The organism is Pararhodobacter zhoushanensis, assembly GCF_003990445.1.
GTDB lineage: Bacteria > Pseudomonadota > Alphaproteobacteria > Rhodobacterales > Rhodobacteraceae > Pararhodobacter > Pararhodobacter zhoushanensis.
Genome location: NZ_REEZ01000010.1, coordinates 1 through 19,921 on the forward strand (window position 1 = coordinate 1; position 19,921 = coordinate 19,921).

General features: G+C 66.3%; 19 protein-coding genes. 10 read left to right on the forward strand and 9 right to left on the reverse strand.

Going from position 1 to position 19,921, the window contains the following annotated elements:
- Nucleotides 1-79: EF-Tu C-terminal domain-related protein (locus EAE28_RS17920; RefSeq protein ID WP_164736703.1), on the forward strand; the 79-nt coding region annotated here is incomplete at its 5' end.
- Between the two features lie 318 nt (nucleotides 80-397).
- Nucleotides 398-1,915, forward strand: coding sequence for a YifB family Mg chelatase-like AAA ATPase (locus EAE28_RS17925; protein WP_127108841.1), 1,518 nt, complete (start codon nucleotides 398-400; stop codon nucleotides 1,913-1,915).
- On the opposite strand, the gene EAE28_RS17930 is transcribed toward EAE28_RS17925, so the two are convergent.
- The 4 genes from EAE28_RS17930 to rsmI form a co-directional block, all read right to left on the reverse strand.
- Nucleotides 1,878-2,780: an alpha/beta hydrolase gene (locus EAE28_RS17930; RefSeq protein ID WP_127108843.1), complete on the reverse strand. Its 903-nt coding sequence runs from the start codon at nucleotides 2,778-2,780 to the stop codon at nucleotides 1,878-1,880. The genes EAE28_RS17925 and EAE28_RS17930 overlap by 38 nt on opposite strands.
- Nucleotides 2,777-3,718, reverse strand: a complete 942-nt coding sequence (gshB, locus tag EAE28_RS17935; protein WP_127109105.1) for a glutathione synthase — start codon at nucleotides 3,716-3,718, stop codon at nucleotides 2,777-2,779. The genes EAE28_RS17930 and gshB overlap by 4 nt, the downstream gene beginning before the upstream one ends.
- Before the next feature lie 129 nt (nucleotides 3,719-3,847).
- Nucleotides 3,848-4,201 carry a YraN family protein gene (locus EAE28_RS17940; RefSeq protein WP_127108845.1) on the reverse strand — a complete coding sequence of 118 codons (354 nt, stop codon included), beginning with the start codon at nucleotides 4,199-4,201 and terminating at the stop codon, nucleotides 3,848-3,850.
- On the reverse strand, nucleotides 4,198-5,133 hold the full coding sequence (gene rsmI / locus EAE28_RS17945; RefSeq protein WP_127108847.1) for a 16S rRNA (cytidine(1402)-2'-O)-methyltransferase: 936 nt from the start codon (nucleotides 5,131-5,133) through the stop codon (nucleotides 4,198-4,200). The genes EAE28_RS17940 and rsmI overlap by 4 nt, the downstream gene beginning before the upstream one ends.
- Before the next feature lie 106 nt (nucleotides 5,134-5,239).
- Between rsmI and EAE28_RS17950 the strand changes: the two genes are divergently transcribed.
- The 3 genes from EAE28_RS17950 (at nucleotide 5,240) to murJ (ending at nucleotide 10,886) form a co-directional block, all read left to right on the forward strand.
- Nucleotides 5,240-6,427: a penicillin-binding protein activator gene (locus tag EAE28_RS17950; protein WP_127108849.1), complete on the forward strand. Its 1,188-nt coding sequence runs from the start codon at nucleotides 5,240-5,242 to the stop codon at nucleotides 6,425-6,427.
- A 103-nt stretch (nucleotides 6,428-6,530) separates the two neighbouring features.
- Nucleotides 6,531-9,269, forward strand: coding sequence for a [protein-PII] uridylyltransferase (locus EAE28_RS17955; RefSeq protein ID WP_127109107.1), 2,739 nt, complete (start codon nucleotides 6,531-6,533; stop codon nucleotides 9,267-9,269).
- Between the two features lie 54 nt (nucleotides 9,270-9,323).
- Complete coding sequence (gene murJ / locus EAE28_RS17960; RefSeq protein ID WP_127108851.1) at nucleotides 9,324-10,886, forward strand: murein biosynthesis integral membrane protein MurJ; 1,563 nt, start codon at nucleotides 9,324-9,326, stop codon at nucleotides 10,884-10,886.
- 21 nt (nucleotides 10,887-10,907) lie between these two features.
- On the opposite strand, the gene EAE28_RS17965 is transcribed toward murJ, so the two are convergent.
- Together EAE28_RS17965 and EAE28_RS17970 are read right to left on the reverse strand one after the other, a co-directional pair.
- Complete coding sequence (locus EAE28_RS17965; protein WP_127108853.1) at nucleotides 10,908-11,147, reverse strand: GlsB/YeaQ/YmgE family stress response membrane protein; 240 nt, start codon at nucleotides 11,145-11,147, stop codon at nucleotides 10,908-10,910.
- 66 nt (nucleotides 11,148-11,213) lie between these two features.
- The gene (locus tag EAE28_RS17970) at nucleotides 11,214-11,942 is read right to left on the reverse strand and encodes a rhomboid family intramembrane serine protease (protein WP_127108855.1); all 729 of its coding nucleotides are present in this window, start codon (nucleotides 11,940-11,942) and stop codon (nucleotides 11,214-11,216) included.
- Between the two features lie 84 nt (nucleotides 11,943-12,026).
- Between EAE28_RS17970 and trpS the strand changes: the two genes are divergently transcribed.
- The 5 genes from trpS (at nucleotide 12,027) to EAE28_RS17995 (ending at nucleotide 17,160) form a co-directional block, all read left to right on the forward strand.
- On the forward strand, nucleotides 12,027-13,082 hold the full coding sequence (gene trpS / locus EAE28_RS17975; RefSeq protein WP_127108857.1) for a tryptophan--tRNA ligase: 1,056 nt from the start codon (nucleotides 12,027-12,029) through the stop codon (nucleotides 13,080-13,082).
- Between the two features lie 204 nt (nucleotides 13,083-13,286).
- Nucleotides 13,287-14,423 (forward strand): hypothetical protein, encoded by a 1,137-nt coding sequence (locus tag EAE28_RS17980; protein ID WP_127108859.1) that lies wholly within the window; start codon nucleotides 13,287-13,289, stop codon nucleotides 14,421-14,423.
- Nucleotides 14,424-14,462: 39 nt separating this feature from the next.
- Nucleotides 14,463-15,281 carry an alpha/beta fold hydrolase gene (locus EAE28_RS17985; protein ID WP_127108861.1) on the forward strand — a complete coding sequence of 273 codons (819 nt, stop codon included), beginning with the start codon at nucleotides 14,463-14,465 and terminating at the stop codon, nucleotides 15,279-15,281.
- A 246-nt stretch (nucleotides 15,282-15,527) separates the two neighbouring features.
- Complete coding sequence (locus tag EAE28_RS17990; RefSeq protein WP_127108863.1) at nucleotides 15,528-16,622, forward strand: CobW family GTP-binding protein; 1,095 nt, start codon at nucleotides 15,528-15,530, stop codon at nucleotides 16,620-16,622.
- A gap of 163 nt (nucleotides 16,623-16,785) precedes the next feature.
- Nucleotides 16,786-17,160, forward strand: coding sequence for a hypothetical protein (locus EAE28_RS17995; RefSeq protein ID WP_127108865.1), 375 nt, complete (start codon nucleotides 16,786-16,788; stop codon nucleotides 17,158-17,160).
- 16 nt (nucleotides 17,161-17,176) lie between these two features.
- Here the strand turns inward: EAE28_RS17995 and EAE28_RS18000 are convergent, their stop codons facing one another.
- The 3 genes from EAE28_RS18000 to EAE28_RS18010 all read right to left on the reverse strand — a co-directional run bounded on the left by EAE28_RS18000 (nucleotide 17,177) and on the right by EAE28_RS18010 (nucleotide 19,768).
- The gene (locus tag EAE28_RS18000) at nucleotides 17,177-17,941 is read right to left on the reverse strand and encodes an ABC transporter permease (protein ID WP_425466779.1); all 765 of its coding nucleotides are present in this window, start codon (nucleotides 17,939-17,941) and stop codon (nucleotides 17,177-17,179) included.
- Entirely contained in the window at nucleotides 17,938-18,720 is a 783-nt protein-coding gene (locus EAE28_RS18005; protein ID WP_127108869.1) for an ABC transporter ATP-binding protein, read from the reverse strand. The genes EAE28_RS18000 and EAE28_RS18005 overlap by 4 nt, the downstream gene beginning before the upstream one ends.
- Nucleotides 18,721-18,799: 79 nt before the next feature.
- Complete coding sequence (locus EAE28_RS18010) at nucleotides 18,800-19,768, reverse strand: ABC transporter substrate-binding protein (protein ID WP_127109109.1); 969 nt, start codon at nucleotides 19,766-19,768, stop codon at nucleotides 18,800-18,802.
- Nucleotides 19,769-19,921: the final 153 nt, after the last annotated feature.

Genomic DNA, 19,921 nt, shown 5'->3' on the forward strand with positions numbered 1-19,921 from the left:
GGAAGAGAAACTGCGCTTCGCCATCCGCGAAGGCGGCCGTACCGTCGGTGCAGGCGTCGTCTCGAAGATTCTGAAGTGATTGCGTAGGGTGGGGTTTAACCCCACCTTACCGGACCCATCGGCGCGCGGGGGAAACCTCGCGCGCCGTTTCTTTTGGCCGCTCGTCGCGCGCCACCCGGCACAGCGCAGAACCCGTAGTGCCAACGCGAAGTCGCGCAGCCTCGGTGCGCAACACCCCTGACAGGCAGGGCCGCAGTGCGCGCCCCTAGCGATCATCGGGTCAAGCGGCGCTACCGCCTCTCGCGGGCGTGCCGAGCCTGAAGAAGGGCACCCTCCGTTAACCCTTTCCTAACCGGTCAACGCCGATCCTCTGGCGATGGATGGGGCGAGACACGCAATGCTGGCACGCGCGCGCACCGTGGCCTTCGACGGGATCGAGGCCCGTCTGGTCGAGGCGCAATGCGTCCTCACCCCCGGCCTGCCCGCCTTCCATGTCGTCGGCCTGCCCGACAAGGCGGTGTCCGAGGCCCGCGAACGGGTCCGCGCCGCCCTGTCGTCGCTCTCCATCGCCTTGCCGCCCCGCCGCATCACGGTGAACCTGTCCCCCGCCGACTTACCCAAAGAGGGCTCGCATTTCGACCTGCCCATCGCGCTTGCGCTGCTCGCCGCGCTCGATGTGATCCCCGCCGATGAGCTGGCGGGCAGCGTCTCGCTGGGCGAACTGGCGCTGGACGGCGCGCTGGTTCCGGTGGTCGGCGCGCTTCCCGCCGCCATGGCTGCCGCCAGTGCCGGGCATACGCTGATCTGCCCCCGCGCCTGCGGGGCCGAGGCCGCGTGGGTCGGCGCGGCGCAGGTCTTCGCCCCCGCCACGCTGCAAGACGCCATCCACCATTTCACCGGTCAGACGCCGCTGCCCCGCGCCCAACCCGGCGAGGTCGTCACCGACCCCGGCGCCCGCGACATGCATGACGTGAAGGGCCAGGAACGCGCCAAACGCGCGCTGGAAATCGCCGCAGCTGGGCGGCATCACGTGATCATGGTCGGCGCGCCCGGCTCAGGCAAATCCATGCTGGCGGCGCGGATGCCGGGGCTGTTGCCGCCGCTTTCCCCGATGGAAGCCCTTGAAACGTCGATGATTCACTCGCTCGCCGGATTGCTGGACGAAGGCGGCATCTCGCGCAGCCGCCCGTTCCGCGAGCCGCATCACACGGCCTCGGTCGCGGCCATTGTCGGCGGGGGCAAGGGGGCCAAGCCCGGCGAAATCAGCCTCGCGCACAACGGCGTACTGTTCCTCGACGAGTTCCCCGAATTCCCCCGCACCGTGCTCGAAACCCTGCGCCAGCCGATCGAGACCGGCGAGGTCGTCGTCGCCCGCGCCAATGCCCACACCCGCTACCCCTGCCGCTTCCTGCTGATCGCCGCCGCAAACCCCTGCCGCTGCGGCTATCTGGGGGATGCCAGCCGCGCATGCGCGCGCGCGCCGGGCTGTGGTGAGGATTATCTCGGGCGGATATCCGGCCCGCTGATGGACCGCTTCGATCTGCGGATCGAGGTGCCGCCTGTCGGCTGGTCCGACCTCGACCTGCCTGCCACCGGCGAGACCTCGGCGCAGATCGCAGCCCGCGTCGCGCGGGCGCGCAATCTGCAGGACGCGCGCTTTACCGAGCATCCGAACGTGCATGTGAATGCCGATGCCGAAGGCGCGCTGCTGGACGAGATCGCCGCGCCCGATGCCGACGGGCGCGCATTGCTGGCCAGGGTCGCCGACCGGTTCGGCCTGACCGCACGCGGGTATCACCGGGTGATGCGCGTCGCGCGCACCATCGCGGATCTGGACGCCAGCGCCACCGTCCGCCTGCCGCATGTGGCCGAGGCGGTCAGCTTTCGGCTGTCTGCGGCAGACACTGGCGGATGAACGCGGCGGTCTGATCCAGCGTCTCGCGCGCCTCGGGCAGCCAGCGGTGCAGCATCGGCCAGGCGTGCGGCAGATCGCCCGCGATGCGGATCTCGGCGTTGGGCAGACGGCCCCGCATGCGTTGCGTATCGTCGCGCAGGATCTCGGACTGGGCGGCGTGCAGCATCACCGGCGGCGGTGCGGGAAAGCTGGCCTGCAGTGGCGACAGCCGGGGGTCGTTGGTATCTTGCGGCTTTGCGCTGCCCAGGATCAGATTGCGCGTTTCGGTCAGGCGGTGCGCGGGCAGCACCTGCTCGCGTGAGGCGTTGGTCACCAGCGAGGCCCCGGCAAAGGTCAGATCAGTCCAGGGCGAAAAGGCAAACAGACCAGCCGGGGGCCGACCCTCGCGGCACAGATGCCCAAGCAGCGCCAAAGCCAGCCCGCCCCCCGCTGAATCTCCGCCCAGAACGATGTTTTCAGGCCGCGACCCCAGCGCGACCAGCGCGTCATAGGTTGCGACGGCGTCATCAAAGGCGGCGGGAAACGGATGCTCGGGGGCCAGGCGATAGTCCGGTAAGAACACCCGCGCGCCGGTGCGCAGGGCGATAGCGGCGGCGATGCCGGTGTGGGTCCGCGGGCTGCCCATCACATAGGCGCCACCGTGGAAATAGAGCACGACACTCTCGCCCTGCGGCCTGTTGCTGACCCACAGACCGGGGACGCCAGCGGTGCCCGCAAGCGCCAGCGAGCCGGGCGGCGCGCGGAAAACGCGGCCGGAAAGGCGTTCGAAATCGGCACGGGCGATGGCCGGGTCGCGCTGACGTGCCAGCGCACGGCGCGTCACCTTGCGGGCGACGACACGAACAACCTCGGCCTGCCAACTCATGAGCTGGCCCGCTTTTCCTCAAGGACCTCCCAGATCCGGGCGGCCACGTTGAGTCCGTCGAACCGCTCCAGCTCCTGAATGCCGGTCGGCGAGGTCACGTTGATCTCGGTCAGCCAGTCGCCGATCACGTCGATGCCGACAAAGATCTGACCCTTCTCGCGCAGCAAGGGACCGATGGCCGCGCAAATCTCGCGGTCACGGTCGGTCAGACCGACCTTTTCGGGCCGCCCGCCGACATGCATGTTCGAGCGCGTCTCGCCTTCGGCCGGAACCCGGTTGATCGCGCCAATCGGCTCGCCGTTGATCAGGATCACCCGTTTGTCGCCCTTGGACACCGCCGGCAGGAATTTCTGCACAATGAGCGGCTCGCGTGAAAATCCGGTGAACAGCTCATGCAGCGACGACAGGTTGCGGTCGCCCGCGTCCAGCCGGAACACCCCCGCTCCGCCATTGCCGTAAAGCGGCTTGAGAATGATGTCGCCATGGCGGTGCTTGAAATCGCGGATTTCATCCAGATTGCGCGCGATCATCGTCGGCGGCGTCAGATCCTGAAACTGCAAAACCAGCAGCTTTTCCGGGTAGTTACGCACCCAGAACGGATCATTCGCGATCAGCACCTTGTCGCGCAGCATGTCCAGCAGGTGCGTCGAGGTGATATAGGCCATGTCAAACGGCGGGTCCTGACGCAGCCAGATCACATCCATCGTCGACAGATCCAGCCGTTCTTCCGCGCCCAGCTCGGCATGATCGCCCTGCACGCGCTTCACGCGCAGCGACCGCGCCCGCGCGACGACCCTGCCCTCATCGAACGTCAGCTTGTCGGGCGTATAGACCCACAGCTCATGACCCCGCGCCTGCGCCTCTTCGGCCAGCCGGAAAGAGCTGTCCGCATTGATGTTGACGCCCTCGATCGGGTCCATCTGGAAAGCGACACGCAACGCCATGACATCTCCTGCTTTTCCGCTGGGGGCGGTTTGCCCACGGGGGATAGATGGCGCAGCCGCACGAAAGTTTCAATCACCCAGACCCTGCATTGCAGCAACAGACCTGTGATTACGCGGGAAGACTCAGGCGCAAAGCGCGTTTTCGACGATCTCGATCCGGCCCTGAGCGTCAATCAGCGCCACATCAAACCGGGCCTGTGTGTTCAGCCCTTTGGGACAACCGCCCAGAAACTCTGCCGCCGCATCATAAAGCCGGCGCATCTGCCGTTGTGACAGCCGTTCCGCCGCGCGCGCGTGGCTGCGGCTTTTCTTGACCTCGACGAAAACATAGCCCTCACCGTCCTGCGCCACGAGGTCGATTTCCCCGCCCTTGCCACGCCAGCGATGCGCCGCCACCGGAAATCCCCGCCGCTGATAGTCGCGCGCGACCTGATCCTCAGCCGCGAGCCCTGCATGATACGAAACCGCCCCGCTCATCCGTTCCCGTCCTTTCCGAGCGCCAGCGCCCGTTGATACACCTGCCGCCGGGGCAGCCCTGTTGCCTCGGTCACTGCGGCGACCGCCTCACGCAGGCTCTCACCTGCCAGCGCCGCGCGCAGCATCGCGTCCAGATCCACCGCATCGCCGGTCTCTGCCTCAGCCCGCCCGACCAGCAAAACGATCTCGCCCTTCAGGTCACGCCCCGCAATATCTGCGGCCACGGACCCGAGCGTCCCTCGAATCACCTCTTCAAACCGTTTGGTGAGTTCACGGCACAGCGCCGCCTCTCTCCCTTCATGCTGCTTCAAATCATCTAACAATCGGTGAATGCGCTTGGGCGATTCATACATCACCAGCGTCGCCGGGATCGCCATCACCTCTTCCAGCCAATGCTGTCGTGCCGCCCCCTGCGAGGGCGGAAAACCCAGAAAACAAAAGCGGTCCGTCGGCAACCCGCCCACCGCCAGCGCCGTCAGCACGGCTGACGCGCCGGGCGCGGCCAGCACCGTATATCCCTCGGCAATCGCGGCCCGGGCCAGCTGGAAACCGGGGTCGGCGACCAGCGGGGTGCCGGCCTCGCTGGCGTAGGCGACGGACTTGCCCTCGGCCAGCAGCCCCATGATCCGGGGCCGGGCCTGTGCGCCGTTGTGGTCGTGGTAGGGGATCATCGGGCGGCCGTCGATGCGGATGCCGTGGATCTCCATCAGCCGCCGCAGCGTGCGCGTATCCTCGGCCGCGAGCACATCGGCCTTGGCCAGCAGGTCGAGCGCCCGCAGCGTGATGTCACGCGCGGCCCCGATCGGGGTTGAGAGCAGGTGCAGCCCCGGCAGCACCTTGGCCGGGCCAGCGGCCCAGTCCAGCGGTGCGGGGCCCTGTTCCCCGGCGGAAAGCCGCAGATCGTCATCGCTCGGGTCTTGCGCATCGGTCATATCGGCTCCAGAGACACGTTTACTTCACTGTGTGTGTTCAATACTGTTGCCCGCGGTGCAAGCCGCTGCAACCCGCCCTTGTCAAAACGCCGTTGAGAGGACTTCGATGCGCGCGCAATCCCCCACCCGTCGTTTTGTTTCCCGCCTGTCGCGCCGCGCGGCGCTGGTTGGCCTGATGGCGCTTGCCGCCTGCGGTCCGATCAACCTTGGCGGCATGAGCGGCACGCCGCGCGTTGATCCCAATGCGCCGGTCGTCGTGGCGCTGCTGGTTCCGGGCGGGTCGACCACGCAGGGCAATGACATTCTTGCCACCAATCTGGAAAACGCCGCCCGCATGGCGGTGGCGGATCTGTCGGGCGTTCAGATCGACCTGCGGGTCTATGCCACCCAAGGCGATCCCGCCGTTGCCGCGCAGGTCGCGCAGCAAGCCGCCAGTGACGGCGCGCGGATCATTCTGGGCCCGGTTCATGGCGCCGAAGCCGCGGCGGTTGGCACCGCGGTATCCGGCACGGGCCTTTCCGTGCTCAGCTTCTCGAACAACCCCGCCATTGCGGGCAACAACGTCTTCGTGCTGGGCCTGACGCCCGACAACGCCGCGCGCCGCGTGCTCGATTATGTCGCCGCGCAGGGCCGGGGCCGGGTGATGATCATCGGTGAGCGCACCACGGCTGGCGAGCTGATGCTTGCCGCCGTCAACCGCGCCGCCGCAAGCACCGGCAGCCAGATCGTCGCGACCGAGACCTATGAATTCTCGCAGCAGGGCATCGTCAACGCGCTGCCGACGCTGGCCTCGACCGCCCGCTCGTCGGGCGCACAGTCGCTGTTGTTCACCGCTGACAGCGCCGGGGCCCTGCCGATTCTGGCGCAACTGCTGCCCGACAACCGGATCTCGGGGCCGCAATTCCAGTTCATGGGCGTGACGCAATGGAACGTCCCTGCCGCCACGCTGCAACTGCGCGGGCTGCAAGAGGGCTGGTTCACCCTGCCCGACCCCACCGTCACCCAACAGTTCGAGGCGCGCTATCAGGCCGCTTACGGCAGCACACCGCACCCGATCGCCGGGCTGGCCTATGACGGCATCGCGGCCATCGGCGCCCTGCTCGGCAGCGGCGCACCGGACGCCCTGTCGCGTGAATCGCTGACGCAGGCATCGGGCTTTGTCGGCGTGAATGGCGTGTTCCGCCTGCTGCCGGATGGCACCAACCAGCGCGGTCTGGCCGTGGCGACGATCCGCGACAACGCGGTGGTCATCTTGGACCCGGCGCCGCGCAGCTTCGTCATTCCGGGGACGTAAGAGGCTGATCGTGCCCCACACCGCCCCCGCTGCTGGCCGCACCGCTGCCTTGGCGGTTGAACGTCTCTACGCCCTGCCCCCCGCCCCTGCCCCCGGCGACCTGATGCTGGTCGCCGAGGCCGAGCTGTGCGACCTCGACGCGCTGGACCAGACCTTGACCGAAGGCCTTGGCCCGCTGACCGAGGCCCGCGACATCCGCGCTTTCACTGTCGCCACGCTGGGCGATGTGCTGCGGCAGGGCAACGCCACGCTGCAGGCCGCGTTTGCCAAGGCCCCCCGCGATGCGCGCTCGTATGTGCGTGCGCAGACATGGCTGACCGATGTGGTTGTTACGGCCGCGTTGCAGGTCGCCCAGCTGAACCTGCACAAGAACGGCACGCCGACCAAGGGTCAGCGCATGGCGGTGATGGCCGTCGGCGGCTATGGCCGGGCCGAAATGGCCCCGCAGTCGGATGTGGATCTGCTGTTCCTGACGCCGCACAAGGTCACCGGCTGGGCCGAAAGCGTGATCGAATCCACGCTCTATATCCTGTGGGATCTCAAGCTGAAGATCGGGCATTCCACCCGCACGGTGGAAGATTGCCTGCGCCTGGGCCGCGAAGATTACACCATCCGCACCGCCCTGCTGGAGACCCGCTATCTGACCGGCAACGCCGTGCTGGCGCGCGGGCTGACCTCGCGGCTGTGGAAAGACCTGTTTGCCAATACCCAGTCCGACTTTGTCGAGGCCAAGCTGGCCGAGCGCTCGGAACGCCACCGCAAGCAGGGTGGCCAGCGCTATATGCTGGAACCCAACGTGAAAGAGGGCAAAGGCGGGCTGCGCGACCTGCAAACGCTCTACTGGATCGCCAAATATATCCACGGCGTGCAAAAGGCCGCTGAGCTGGTCGGGCTGGGCTTCTTCACCGAAGCCGAATACCGCAATTTCCGCGACGCCGAGACGTTTCTGTGGGCCGTGCGCTGCCATCTGCACCACCTGAACGGCCGGGCCGTCGATACCCTGTCCTTCGACATGCAGCCCGATGTGGCCGAGCGGATGGGCTATACCGATCACGGCGGCCGCCGCGCGGTCGAGCATTTCATGCAGGCCTATTTCCGCCACGCCACCCATGTCGGTGAGCTGACGCGCATCTTCCTGACCGCGCTTGAGGCCCGGCACGTCAAGCGCGCGCCCGATCTGCTGCGCCTGTTGCGCCGCCGCCGCAAGGTCAAGCCGGGCTACCGCGTCGATCTGAACCGGATCAATCTGGAAGACCCGCAGACCTTTCTGGCCGATCCGCTGAACCTGCTGCGCATCTTTGAAGAAGCGCTGCGCACCGGGTTGCTGATCCACCCCGACGCGATGCGCCTGATCGCCGCCAACCTGCACCGCATCGACGCCGACCTGCGCGAAACGCCCGAAGCCAAGCGCATTTTCATGGATCTGATGCTCAAGCACGGCAACCCAGAGCGGGCGCTGCGGCGGATGAACGAGCTGGGCGTGCTGGGCGCGTTCATCCCCGAATTTGAATCCATCGTGGCGATGATGCAATTCAACGTCTACCACCACTACACGGTGGACGAGCATATCATCCAGTGCATCAGCACCCTTGCCCAGATCGAGCGGAAGGAGCTGATCGAAGAACTGCCGCTGTCGTCCAAAATTCTGGACGCGGGCATCAACCGCAAGGTTCTGTTCGTCGCGCTCTTGCTGCACGACATCGGCAAGGGCTGGCCCGAGGACCACTCGATCCTTGGTGCCCAGATCGCCCGCCGCGTTGCCCCCCGTCTGGGCCTGACCGCCGAGGAAAGCGAAACCGTCGAATGGCTGGTGCGCCATCACCTGCTCATGTCCGACGTGGCGCAAAAGCGCGACATCGGCGACCCGCGCACCATCCGCGACTTCGCCAAGGCGGTGAAGACCCGCAAACGGCTGGACCTGCTGACCGTGCTCACCGTCTGCGACATTCGCGGCGTGGGTCCGGGGACGTGGAACAACTGGAAAGCCATGCTGCTGCGCCAGCTGCACGCCGGGACCGCCGATGCGCTCGAAGGCGGGGCCGAGGCGCTGAACCGCTCGCACCGCGAGAACGAGGCAAAGCGCGCCCTGCGGGATGCGCTGGCCGACTGGCCCCGCGCCGAGCTGCGCGCCGAGACCGCGCGCCATTACGGCCCCTATTGGCAGGGGCTGATGACCGAAACCCATGTCGTCTTTGCCAACCTGTTGCGCGGGATTTCCGACAGCGAGATCCGCATCGACCTGCATCTCGATGACGCCCGCGACGCCACCCGCGCCTGTTTCGCGCTGGCGGATCATCCGGGGATCTTCTCGCGCCTGTCGGGGGCCTTGGCGCTGGTCGGGGCCAACATCGTCGATGCGCGCACCTACACATCCAAGGACGGCTACGCGACCGCCGAATTCTGGATACAAGACGCCGATGGCCGCCCCTATGAGGCCGCGCGCCAGCCCCGGCTGCGCAAGATGATCGAGCGCACCTTTGCCGGTGAAGTCGTCGCGACTCAGGCGCTCAAGGACCGCGACAAGGTCAAGAAACGCGAGCGCGGCTTTCGCGTGCCGACCAAGATCGTCTTCGACAATGACGGCTCGGATATCTACACCATCATCGAGGTCGATACCCGCGACCGCCCCGGCCTGCTCTATGACCTGACCCGCACGCTGGCGGCCAACAACGTGTATATCGCCAGCGCCGTGATCGCGACTTACGGCGTGCAGGTGGTCGACAGCTTCTATGTGAAAGACATGTTCGGGCTGAAACTGCACACCAAATCGCGCCAAGAGGCGCTTGAGAAAAAACTCCACGCCGCGATCGAAGCTGGCGTACAACGGGCCGAACTGGCGTGAGCACGCCGGTTCCTCCGCAGATCTTAACCCAATCTTGACACCCAAGGGGTCATCGTGACGCCAATCCGCCTGATCAAGGGCTTTGCTACCGTCGGCGGCTGGACTCTGGCCAGCCGCGTCCTGGGCTTTGTGCGCGACGCGTGGATCGCCGCCGTGCTGGGCACCGGCCCCGCCGCGCAGGCGTTCATCGTGGCCTTCTCGCTGCCCAACATGTTCCGCCGCTTCTTTGCCGAAGGGGCGTTCAACACCGCCTTCGTGCCGATGTTCTCGAAGAAATACGAGGCGGGCGACGATGCCGAAGGCTTCGCGCGCGACGCTTTTGCCGGGCTGGCCAGCCTCGTTCTGGTCATAACGCTGATCGCCCAGGTGGCGATGCCGTGGCTGGTGCTGGCGATGGCGTCGGGCTTTCGCGGCGACGAGCGCTTTGATCTGGCGGTGCTCTATGGCCGCATCGCGTTCCCGTACATCTTGTTCATCTCGCTGGCCGCGCTGGCCTCGGGCGTGCTGAACGCGACGGGCCGCTTTGCCGCCGCTGCGGCGGCCCCCGTCTTGTTGAACCTGATCTTCATCGGCGCGCTGGCCGGTGCGATGGCGCTGCAATCCGATCCGCTGATGGGCTTTGACCCCGGCCTTGCGATCACCTGGGCAATCCCGGTCGCTGGCATCGCCCAGCTGGCACTGGTCTGGTGGGCGGCGCACCGCGCGGGCATTACTTTGCGACCCCGCCTGCCGCGCTTCACACCCGAGATGAAGCATCTGGCCATCGTCGCCGCGCCTGCCATGCTGGCGGGCGGCGTGGTGCAGGTCAACCTGTTGGTGGGCCGTCAGGTCAGCAGCTATTTCGGCGATGCGGTGGCGTGGCTCTATAACGCCGACCGCCTGTATCAGCTGCCGCTGGGCGTCGTCGCCATCGCGATTGGCGTCGTGCTGCTGCCCGATCTGTCGCGCCGCCTGAAGGCCAATGACACCGCCGGTGCCCGCCACAGCTTCAGCCGCGCGACCGAATTCGCACTGGCGCTGACCCTGCCCTCGGCCGTGGCGCTGGTCGCTGCCGCCGTGCCGCTGACCGCCGTGCTGTTCGAGCGCGGGCGCTTCGGGCCCGAGGATACCGCCGCCACCGCGCTGGCCGTCGCCGTTTACGGCATCGGCCTGCCCGCCTTTGTGCTGCAAAAGACCCTGCAACCGCTGTTCTTCGCGCGTGAGGATACCCGCAGCCCGTTCAACTATGCCCTTATCTCGATGGTGGTGAACGCGGCGCTGGCCGTGGGTCTGGCCTTTGTGGTCGGCTATATCGCCGCTGCGATTGCCACCTCGGTCGCCGCTTGGGTGATGGTCTGGCAACTCTGGCTCGGCAGCCGCTCGATGGGCGAGGCGGCGCGGTTTGACGACCGGTTGCGCAGCCGTGCGCCGCGGATCATCGCGGCGTCGCTGATGATGGGGGCGGTGGTGTGGTTCGCGCAAATCCCGCTTGCCCCGATGATCGGGGCGGCAGGCTGGCGTTATCTGGGTGTGCTGCTGCTGGTGGCGATCGGCGTCGTGTCCTACTTCGGACTCGGCGCGCTGATCGGCGCCTTCAAGCTGTCGGATTTCACCGCTGCCATGAAAAGGCAGCGGTGAAAGCCGTTTAGAAAACCGGGGTCAGAATACCCGTCGGCCGATAAAGATCAGCAGCGACGCGCCGACGAAACCGGCGATGAGGTATCCAAGGATGCCCGAAAAGCTGACGCCGAGCAGGCCGAACAGAAAGCTGGCCACGGCAGCGCCGATGATCCCGAGGATGATGTTAACCAACACCCCAGTGTTTGAATTCATGAACTTGGACGCAAACCAGCCAGCAAAACCGCCGACGATGATCGCGCCGATCCATCCCATACCCATAGTGTGATCTCCTTTTGAACGATCCAACGCCTACTCTACGGCGTCGGTTCCATCGAACAAGTCAGATCATGCGCGAATTTTTGCGCGCAATCGTTGCCAGCTGCCCGGCCCCAGCACCAGCGCCGAGGCGGCAAAGCCCAGGCCGAACGCCGACAGCTCGGCAATCCAGGCAGGTCCGGTCTCGGCGATCAGGCCAAAGGCCAGACGCGCGCCCATCAGCGCTGCGATCAGCGCGAAGGCCCGGCGTTGCTTGTCGCGGTCGCCGCCCGCATCGCGCCAGCGCAGCCATGTCATGCCGCCGACCAGCGCAAAGACCATGGGCATCGCGCCGAACAGCCAGCCCAGCTGGTCATCACCCAGAATGAGCCCGAAGATCGCCGCCGCCACGATGGGCACAACCAGCGCCAGCACCAGAAACCGCAGCGCCCCGAAACGCTCGCCGACCATCTTGCCCAGCGCGGCCAGCAGCACGACGCCAAAGAGCGCGTGCATGGGCGAGCCGTGGATGAAGGGGAAGGTCACATAGCGCAGCAGATGTTGCGGCGGGAACTGCCGGGTCTCCAGCATCCAGCCCTGAATGCCGCTGGAAAAGCCAAAGCGCTGGATCGCCGACAACCGCCAGCCAACGCCCTGCGGCCCGCCGATCAGCCCGTATCCGGCGGCGCTGAGCACCGCCTCGACCCCCAGCACAGCCAGCACCAAGAGCCAGACCACCCCCGGCAACGGGTTGATCGGCGAGGAATTGAGATCGCGCAACAGCTGCTCGTCGGCGTCGTTCTGATCTTGGTCGGTCATGGGGGCTCCTGCGGGGTCGGTTGACGCCCCGCCGTGCCAGCGATAAGCGAACAGGCGTATGTTTTCCACCACGGAGTGACGTCTATGGCTGACACTTCCACGGGCGCCGCAACCCCGAACGCCAAGTTCAAGCCGCGCGTCTTCTCGGGCATCCAACCCTCGGGCGGGTTGACGCTGGGCAATTATCTGGGCGCGATCAAACGCTTTGTCGAAATGCAGGATCAGGGGATCGAGACGATCTACTGCATGGTCGACATGCACGCGATCACCGTCTGGCAAGACCCCGACGCCCTGCGCCGCCAGACCCGCGAACTGGCCGCCGGCTATCTGGCCGCCGGGCTAGACCCAAAGAAGTCGATCCTGTTCAACCAGAGCCAGGTCTCGGCCCATGCCGAGCTGGGCTGGGTGTTCAACTGCGTCGCCCGCATGGGCTGGATGAACCGGATGACGCAGTGGAAGGACAAGACGAGCGGCAAGGACGCCGAGAAAGCCTCGCTCGGCCTGTTCGCCTATCCGTCGCTGATGGCCGCCGACATCCTGCTTTACCACGCCACCCATGTCCCGGTGGGCGAGGACCAGAAACAGCATGTCGAGCTGACCCGCGACATCGCGGCGAAGTTCAACCATGACTACAAGGTCGATTTCTTCCCGATCACCGAGCCGGTGATCGAGGGCGCGGCGACGCGGGTGATGAGCCTGCGCGACGGCACCAAGAAGATGTCGAAATCCGATCCCTCGGACGCCTCGCGGATCAACCTGACGGATGACGCCGATACGATCTCGAAAAAGATCAGGAAGGCAAAAACCGACGCCGAGCCGCTGCCCGACAGTTTCGACGCGCTGGCCGACCGGCCCGAGGCGAAGAACCTCGTCAACATCTACGCGGCACTGGCGGGCATGACCAAGGACGGGGTGCTGGCGGAATACGCAGGCCAGGGCTTTGGCGCGTTCAAGCCGAAGCTGGCGGATCTGGCGGTCGAGTCGCTGTCGCCGATTTCGACCGAAATGGCACGGCTGATGCAGGCGCCCGACGAGATCGACGCGATTCTGGGTCAGGGCGCGGACCGGGCGGATGCGATTGCGCGGCCGATCATGGATCGCACCTATGACATTGTGGGCATGGTGCGCTCACGGCGTTAAAGAGCAGGCGGCGGCGGGCGACCCCATCGAGGGGTCGCCCGCCGCGCGCGCCTTTTGGGCGCGCAGGGGGGCTTTCAGCCCCCCTCGGGCCCGAACGGGCCCTCACCCCCCTGAGGATATTTTCAGACAAATGATGAAGGGACGATTTGAGTAAAGTTGTCCTGACTTGCCCCTGAACGCCTGACCGCTCACAGTGGCCGGGACATGTTACTGCGCCGCAAACCCCGCCCTCCCGACCCCAAAGCGCGCAAACGCCGCCGGGTCGAGCGTGGGATACTGGCGGTGATTGCGGTGATCTCGCTGGGCTGGACCGTCTATTGGGCGCTGGATCTGGCGCGCACGCCGGGGCTGGCGCCGTTTGTCGAGCGTACGGAATCGCAGCTGGCGGCGGCCTATGAGCGCGGGCTGGCGCGCGAAGCGACGCCCGAGGCGGTGATCGCCCGGATCGAGGCACGGCTGGGCGAGGAGCCGCGCGACTGGGTGGTGATCGGCGCGCTGCAGGATCTGGCGGCGGCGCAGGACGTGGTTTTGCCCGCAGCGCTGGCCGAGCGGATTGCGGTGCTGGACGACGAGGATAACGGCTGGATCGCCACCGGCCTCGACTGTGCCGCTTGCGCCTGGGATCTGCGCGACTGCGCGCTGAGCGCGGCGCTGAGTTGCGGCGTGGCGGTGAATGTGACGGTGCTGGGCGATCTGGTCGCGCTGGTGCGCGAGGGCGGGCATTATGTGGCGGGCGATGCGGTGGATCAGATCGACCTGGGGATCGCCTTTGTCGGCATCGCCGCGACCGGGCTGGTCGTTGTTTCGGGCGGGACGTCCTATACGGTGAAGATCGGCTCGGGCCTGCTACGGGTCGCGCATCGGATGGGGCGGCTGGCGCCCGATATTCTGGGCGTGTTCCGCCGCGCCGTAACCTTTGGCGTGGACTGGGGCGGGCTGCGGGCGGTGCGCTCGGCGGACGGGTTGGCAGCACTGGCGCGGCCAGCGGTGATCCGCCCGGCGGTTGAGGTGGCGCAGGATCTGGGGCGGCTCAACACCCGGCTGGGCACGCGGCAGGCGCTGCACCTGATGGGGTCTATCGACACCCCCGGCGACGCGGCGCGGATCGCTCGGGCCTCGGACGCGCTGGGGCCGCGCACGGTGGGGGCGTTCGAGATGCTGGGCAAGTCGCGCTTTCTGCGACTGGGGCTGCGTATGAGCGATGAGGTATTGGCGCTTGTGGCGGGGGTGTTCTCGGTCCTGATGTCGGGGGTCGCGCTGCTCGCACCGCTGCTGGGACGGCTGGGGCGCGGGGGGCTGCGGCTGGGGGTCAGGGCATTGTTGCGGCTGGTGATCCGGTAGAAGACCGCGCTATCGTGGCGCGAACCACAGGAGCACACCATGACCCAGACGAAGATCGACACCCCCTTCGGAACCCTTGCGCTGCGTGATTCCGGCGGGGGCGGGAAGCCGCTGTTGCTGATCCACGGCAACTCGGCCTGCAAGGAGGTGTTCGACGCCCAGTTCGCCGCGCCCGGGCTGAGCGGTTACCGCCTGATCGCGCCGGATCTGCCGGGGCACGGCGCCTCAACCGACGCGCCCAATCCCGAGAGCACCTATACTTTCGCCGGTTATGCGGCGGCAATCGAGGCGGTGCTCAAGGCGCTGGAAGTCACGACCCCGGCGGTGTTCGGCTGGTCGCTGGGCGGGCATGCGGCGCTGGAGATGATCGGGCGTGGCACGCCGGTGGCGGGGCTGATGATCAGCGGTACGCCGCCGGTCGCGCCCTCGGTCGACAGCTTCATGTCGGCGTTCAACATTGATCCCGAAGCCGAGAACCTCACCGCCAAGCGCGACTTCTCAGATGCCGAGGCGACGGGCTATGCGCTGCATACCGGCGGGGTGAACGGTCAGGTCGACCCGCATCTGCTGGCGATGGTCAAACGCACGGACGGGCGCGCGCGGGAAATCATGTTCAACTCGGCGCTGACCCAAGGGTTTATCGACGAGCGCAGCGTGGTTGAAGGCCTGTCGGTGCCCTTCGCTGTGGTGAACGGGGCTGACGATCCGTTCCTGCAGGCGCCGTATTTCGACACGCTCACCGCGCCGACCCTGTGGTCGCGCGGGGTTGTGCGGGTTGAGGGTGCGGGCCACGCGCCGTTCCGCCAGACGCCGGAGGTGTTCAACGCGCTGCTGGCGGAATTTGTCGCGTCCCTCTGACGCTGCGCCCGGCTGAACAGCCGGTGGGGGGCCAGCCCCCCGCCGCGGCAAGGCGCGACTCCCCCCGGGATATTTGACGAGCAAAGAGGGGCGTGGTTAACAAAACCCTAACGCCGCTCTTTGCTCCCTAAATATCCTGGGGGGTGAATGCGCGGCACGCGCAGAGGGGGGCAAGGCCCCCCTGCCCCGGTTGCCAAGCGCGCTGAGGCAGCTTACCTCTGCCCCGCCACAACAGGAGCCCGAGCCATGCCCGCACCGATCCCCGTGACCCTGCTGACCGGCTTTCTCGGCTCGGGCAAGACGACGCTGCTCAACGCCCTGTTGCGCGATCCGGGCATGGACAAGGCCGCCGTGGTGATCAACGAGTTCGGCGAGATCGGGCTGGATCACGACCTCATCGAGTCCACCACCGAAACCATGGTGCTGATGTCTTCGGGCTGTCTGTGCTGCACCGTACGCGGCGATCTGGCCGAGACGCTCAATGATCTGCGCGAGCGCCGCGACGCGGGCGAGATCGCGTTTGACCGCGTGGTGATCGAGACAACCGGCATCGCCGATCCCGGCCCCATCGTGCAGACGCTGGTGATGGACGGCAACCTGTCTTACGATTTCGCGCTCGATGGCGTGCTGACCACCGCGGATGCCGCCACCGGCGGGCACAGTCTGGACAGCCAGTTCGAGGCCGTGCAGCAGATCGCCATGGCCGACCGGATCATCGTCACCAAGGCCGATCTGGTCACACCCAGCCAACTGGCCGCCTTTGAAAAGCGCCTCGCCACCATCAACCCCGGTGCGCCCCGGCACCACGCCGACCACGGCCAGATCGACCCCACGCTGCTGTTTGGCCTCGCCCCGCAACAGGAAAGCAGCGCCGCGCAGACCCTCGCCTGGGTCGCTGCCGCGCCCAAGAAGGCCAGCCTGCCGCCACTGAGTGGCCTCAAGAACACCGACCCCTTCGGCCAATCGCACGGGCTTTTCGCCAGTACCGCCTCTGCCGTGCAGCGCCCCGGCCACGATGGCCGGGTCAGCTCGCAATCGGTCGAGATTGCCGAGCCGATCTCGCCCATCGTCTTCGACTTGTGGCTGGAATCGCTGATGAACTCGGCCGCCGCCGACATCCTGCGCCTGAAAGGCGTGGTGCATGTCGAGGGCATGAAGCACCCCTTCGCCCTGCACGGCGTGCAGCATATCTTCCACCCGCCCGTGCCGCTCAGCCACTGGCCCGAGGATGACAAGACCACGCGTATCGTGGTCATCGGCCGCGATCTGCCCCCCGGCTATCTGGCCGAGAGCCTTGCCTTCCTGCGCTCGAAACCGCCGGTCGAGGAACACAAGATCTGACTCCCGCTGCCCGCAGTCTGAGCGAAAAGCGCAAACCGCAGGCAAAACCCGCGCCAGGCCCCGAGAATTCAGCCTGTCCTTGCGCAGGATCAATCCCCGCTGCCCCACTGTCCGCTATCCTCATACCCGGGCGCGATCCGCGCGTGGTACGAGGAGGGACAGCATGTCCGACGATATTCCCCCGGCCGGGACGTTCACCCCGGTGATCACCTTCTGGACACAGATCTGGCAGGCGCAGGTCGAGCAGTCGCTAAGGGTCTGGGCTGCCTGGGCGCAGATGATGCCGCATGACAGCGCCCGCGCGCTGGCGCAGGAGGCCGAGCAGATGAAACCGGCGATCCCGCGCACAGTGCCGGTGAAACCCGCCGCCTCGGCTTCGGTGACCGCCATCACGTCTGCTGCACCGCGCAAGGCCCCGGCAAAAGCCGCCGCGAAACCGGCAGCGGCCAAACCGGCAACCGCCCCAGCCAAAAAGGCCCCGCGCACCCCGGTCCGCACCCGCAAAGCGGCGCAAGCGACGAAGCCCGCCCTCCACTGACGGGCTTCGCCTGTATTTACTGCGCGGTCCGCACCGCCCAGCCCGCAAAGATCCGCTCCAGCGCGACGACCGCGTAATAGAGAACGATCCCCAGAAACGCGAGCGCCAGCAGCACGGCGAACATCAGCGGGAAGTCACTGTTGGTCTGCGCGCTCTGGAACAGGTGGCCCAGCCCGCGCCCGTGGGGCGTGATGATCTCGACAAGGTTGGTGCCGATAAACGCCAGCGTTGCCGCGACCTTAAGCGCGCCGAAGAACTCGGGCAGCGTTTTCGGCAAGGCGATTTTCCAGAACACCGTAAAGCGCGACGCACCCAGCGACCGCAGGATGTCGCGGTATTCCGGCTCCAGCGTGCTCAACCCAATCGACACCGACACCGCGATCGGGAAGAACGAGATCATGAACGCCATCAGGATGGTGTTGAAGTCATGCTGGCCGACGAACATCAGCGCGATGACCGGCACCACCGTCGCCTTGGGGATCGCGTTGAACCCCACCAGCAGCGGATAAAGCGCGTCGTTCATCAGCTTGCTCAGGCCCATGATCATGCCCAGGAACGTGCCGAACACCACGGCCAGCGCCAGACCGACCACCGTGCGCCACAGGGTCTGCCAGCCATACAGCCAGAACAGGTTCTGATAGCGCAGAAAAGCAGGCCACAGGTCGCTGGGCGAGGCCATCTTGTAATCCGGCCAGCCCATTGCCCAGACCAGCAGCTCCCACAACAGAAGCAGCACGATCACGGCAGCCAGCGGAACGGCGACTTTTTTCCAGTCCATCATGCCACCTCGCGGCCTTGGGCGATTTGGATCTCACGGCGCAGGGTCGCGAGCCGCTGGATCGAATCGGGTCGGTAGAGCATTTCCAAGGGCCGGGGGCCGGGGATATCAACCTGCATCACGTATTGCGTGGTGGCCGGGCGACCCGACAGCACCACCACCTGATCGCCCAGATAGACGCTCTCGCGCAGATCATGGGTGATCAGCAGCGCGGTGAAGGGTTCCTTTTCGCGCAACTGGTGCATGGTCTGCCACAGGTCTTCGCGGGTGAAGGCATCCAGCGCGCCGAAGGGTTCGTCCAGAATGATGATGTCGGGCTTGTGGACCAGCGCCCGGCACAGGCTGGCGCGTTGCCGCATGCCGCCCGACAGCTCAGAGGGGCGCTTGTTCTCGAACCCCTCCAGACCCACCAACGCCAGCAACTCGCGGGCGCGGGCCTCTTTTTGCGCGCGCGGCATGGTCGGCGCGACGATCTCCAGCGGCAGCATCACATTGTGCAGGATGGTGCGCCATTCCAGCAGCACCGGGTTCTGAAACGCCATGCCCACCGTCTTGCGCGGGCTTTTCACCAGCTCGCCATGCAGCCAGACCTCGCCCTGATCGGGGAACATCAGCCCGGCGATCAGCCGGGTCAGCGTGGACTTGCCACAGCCCGAGGGGCCGACAACGGCGCAAAAGCTGCCCTCGGGGATGGAAATATTCAGATCCCTGAGCACCGGGAACGGCCCCGATTTGGTCTTGTAGGCGTGCGTCACGCCCTTGATGTCGATCAGATTCCCCACACGCGTGTCCCTCTTCTTTTTGTCAGAAAAAGCCCGGCCACTGCGGGCCGGGCTTTCCTTTTTCAGTGCGACCCGGCGGTCACTGCATCATCAGGCTGCCATCCGTCGGCAGATAGGCATCGGTGAAATAGCGCGACGCATCGACCGGGTTGGTGAACGTGTAGCTCATCGCGATCTGTTCCAGCGAGGTGGCGAAACGCTCGGCGTCAATGTTGCCGATGCCGTGCTCCATGACCCAGGGGGTCAGGATGTTGTCACGCAGCGCCATGTTCAGACGCGCCACTTCCAGATCGCTGTCCAGCGCCGGGTTGCGCGCGGCAATCGCCGCCACGCCTGCCGCCGGATCGGCAGCAGCGTCACGCACACCCATCGCCACAGCGCGCAGGAAGCCGGTGACCAGTTCAGGGTTGGCTTCGGCCCAGTCGGTGTTGACGATGATCACGTTGCCATAAAGCTCGACACCATAGTCAGCCATCAGCATGACCACGATGTCATCCTCGGGCACGCCCAGTCGCATGGTCGACAGCGACGAGGTGAACGAGAAGCCGGTCACGGCATCGACTTCGCCAGCGGCCAGCATCGGCTCACGCGTCGGGAAGCCGACGGGCTCGATGGTGATCGTGCTCACGTCCAGACCCTGCGCTTCGGCAAAGACCGGGAATTGCGCCCAGGCACCATCGGGCGGCGGAGCGCCCAGCGTGCGGCCTTCCAGATCGGCGGGCGTCTCAACGCCAAGACTGCGGCGGCCGACGATGGCAAAGGCCGGGACGTCATACATCATCATCACGCCGGTGACGGGTGCGTCGGGGTTCTGGTCCAGAAACTTGATCAGGCTGGCCATGTCCGAAAAGCCGATCGGATAGGCACCCGTCGCCACTTTCGGAATCGCATCAAGCGAGCCCTGACCGGGCGAGATTTCGACCTCCATGCCTTCGGCGGCAAAGTGACCGTTATCAACGGCCAGGAAATACGGAGCCGCCGGACCCTCGAACCGCCAGTCCAGCGTGAAGGGCACAGAAGTCTGGGCAACGGCAGGCACGGCAAGCATCGCGCCGAACAGGCTGGCGAGCAGGATGGATCGAGTCACGGTGGGGGCTCCCTTTGAGGACTGTCTGCGACCATTCTGAGTGGCCGCCGGACGGTTGAAACGTGTCTCCACCTGCTTTGCCCTCTCGCGACATAAACCGCGTGAAAAATGTGC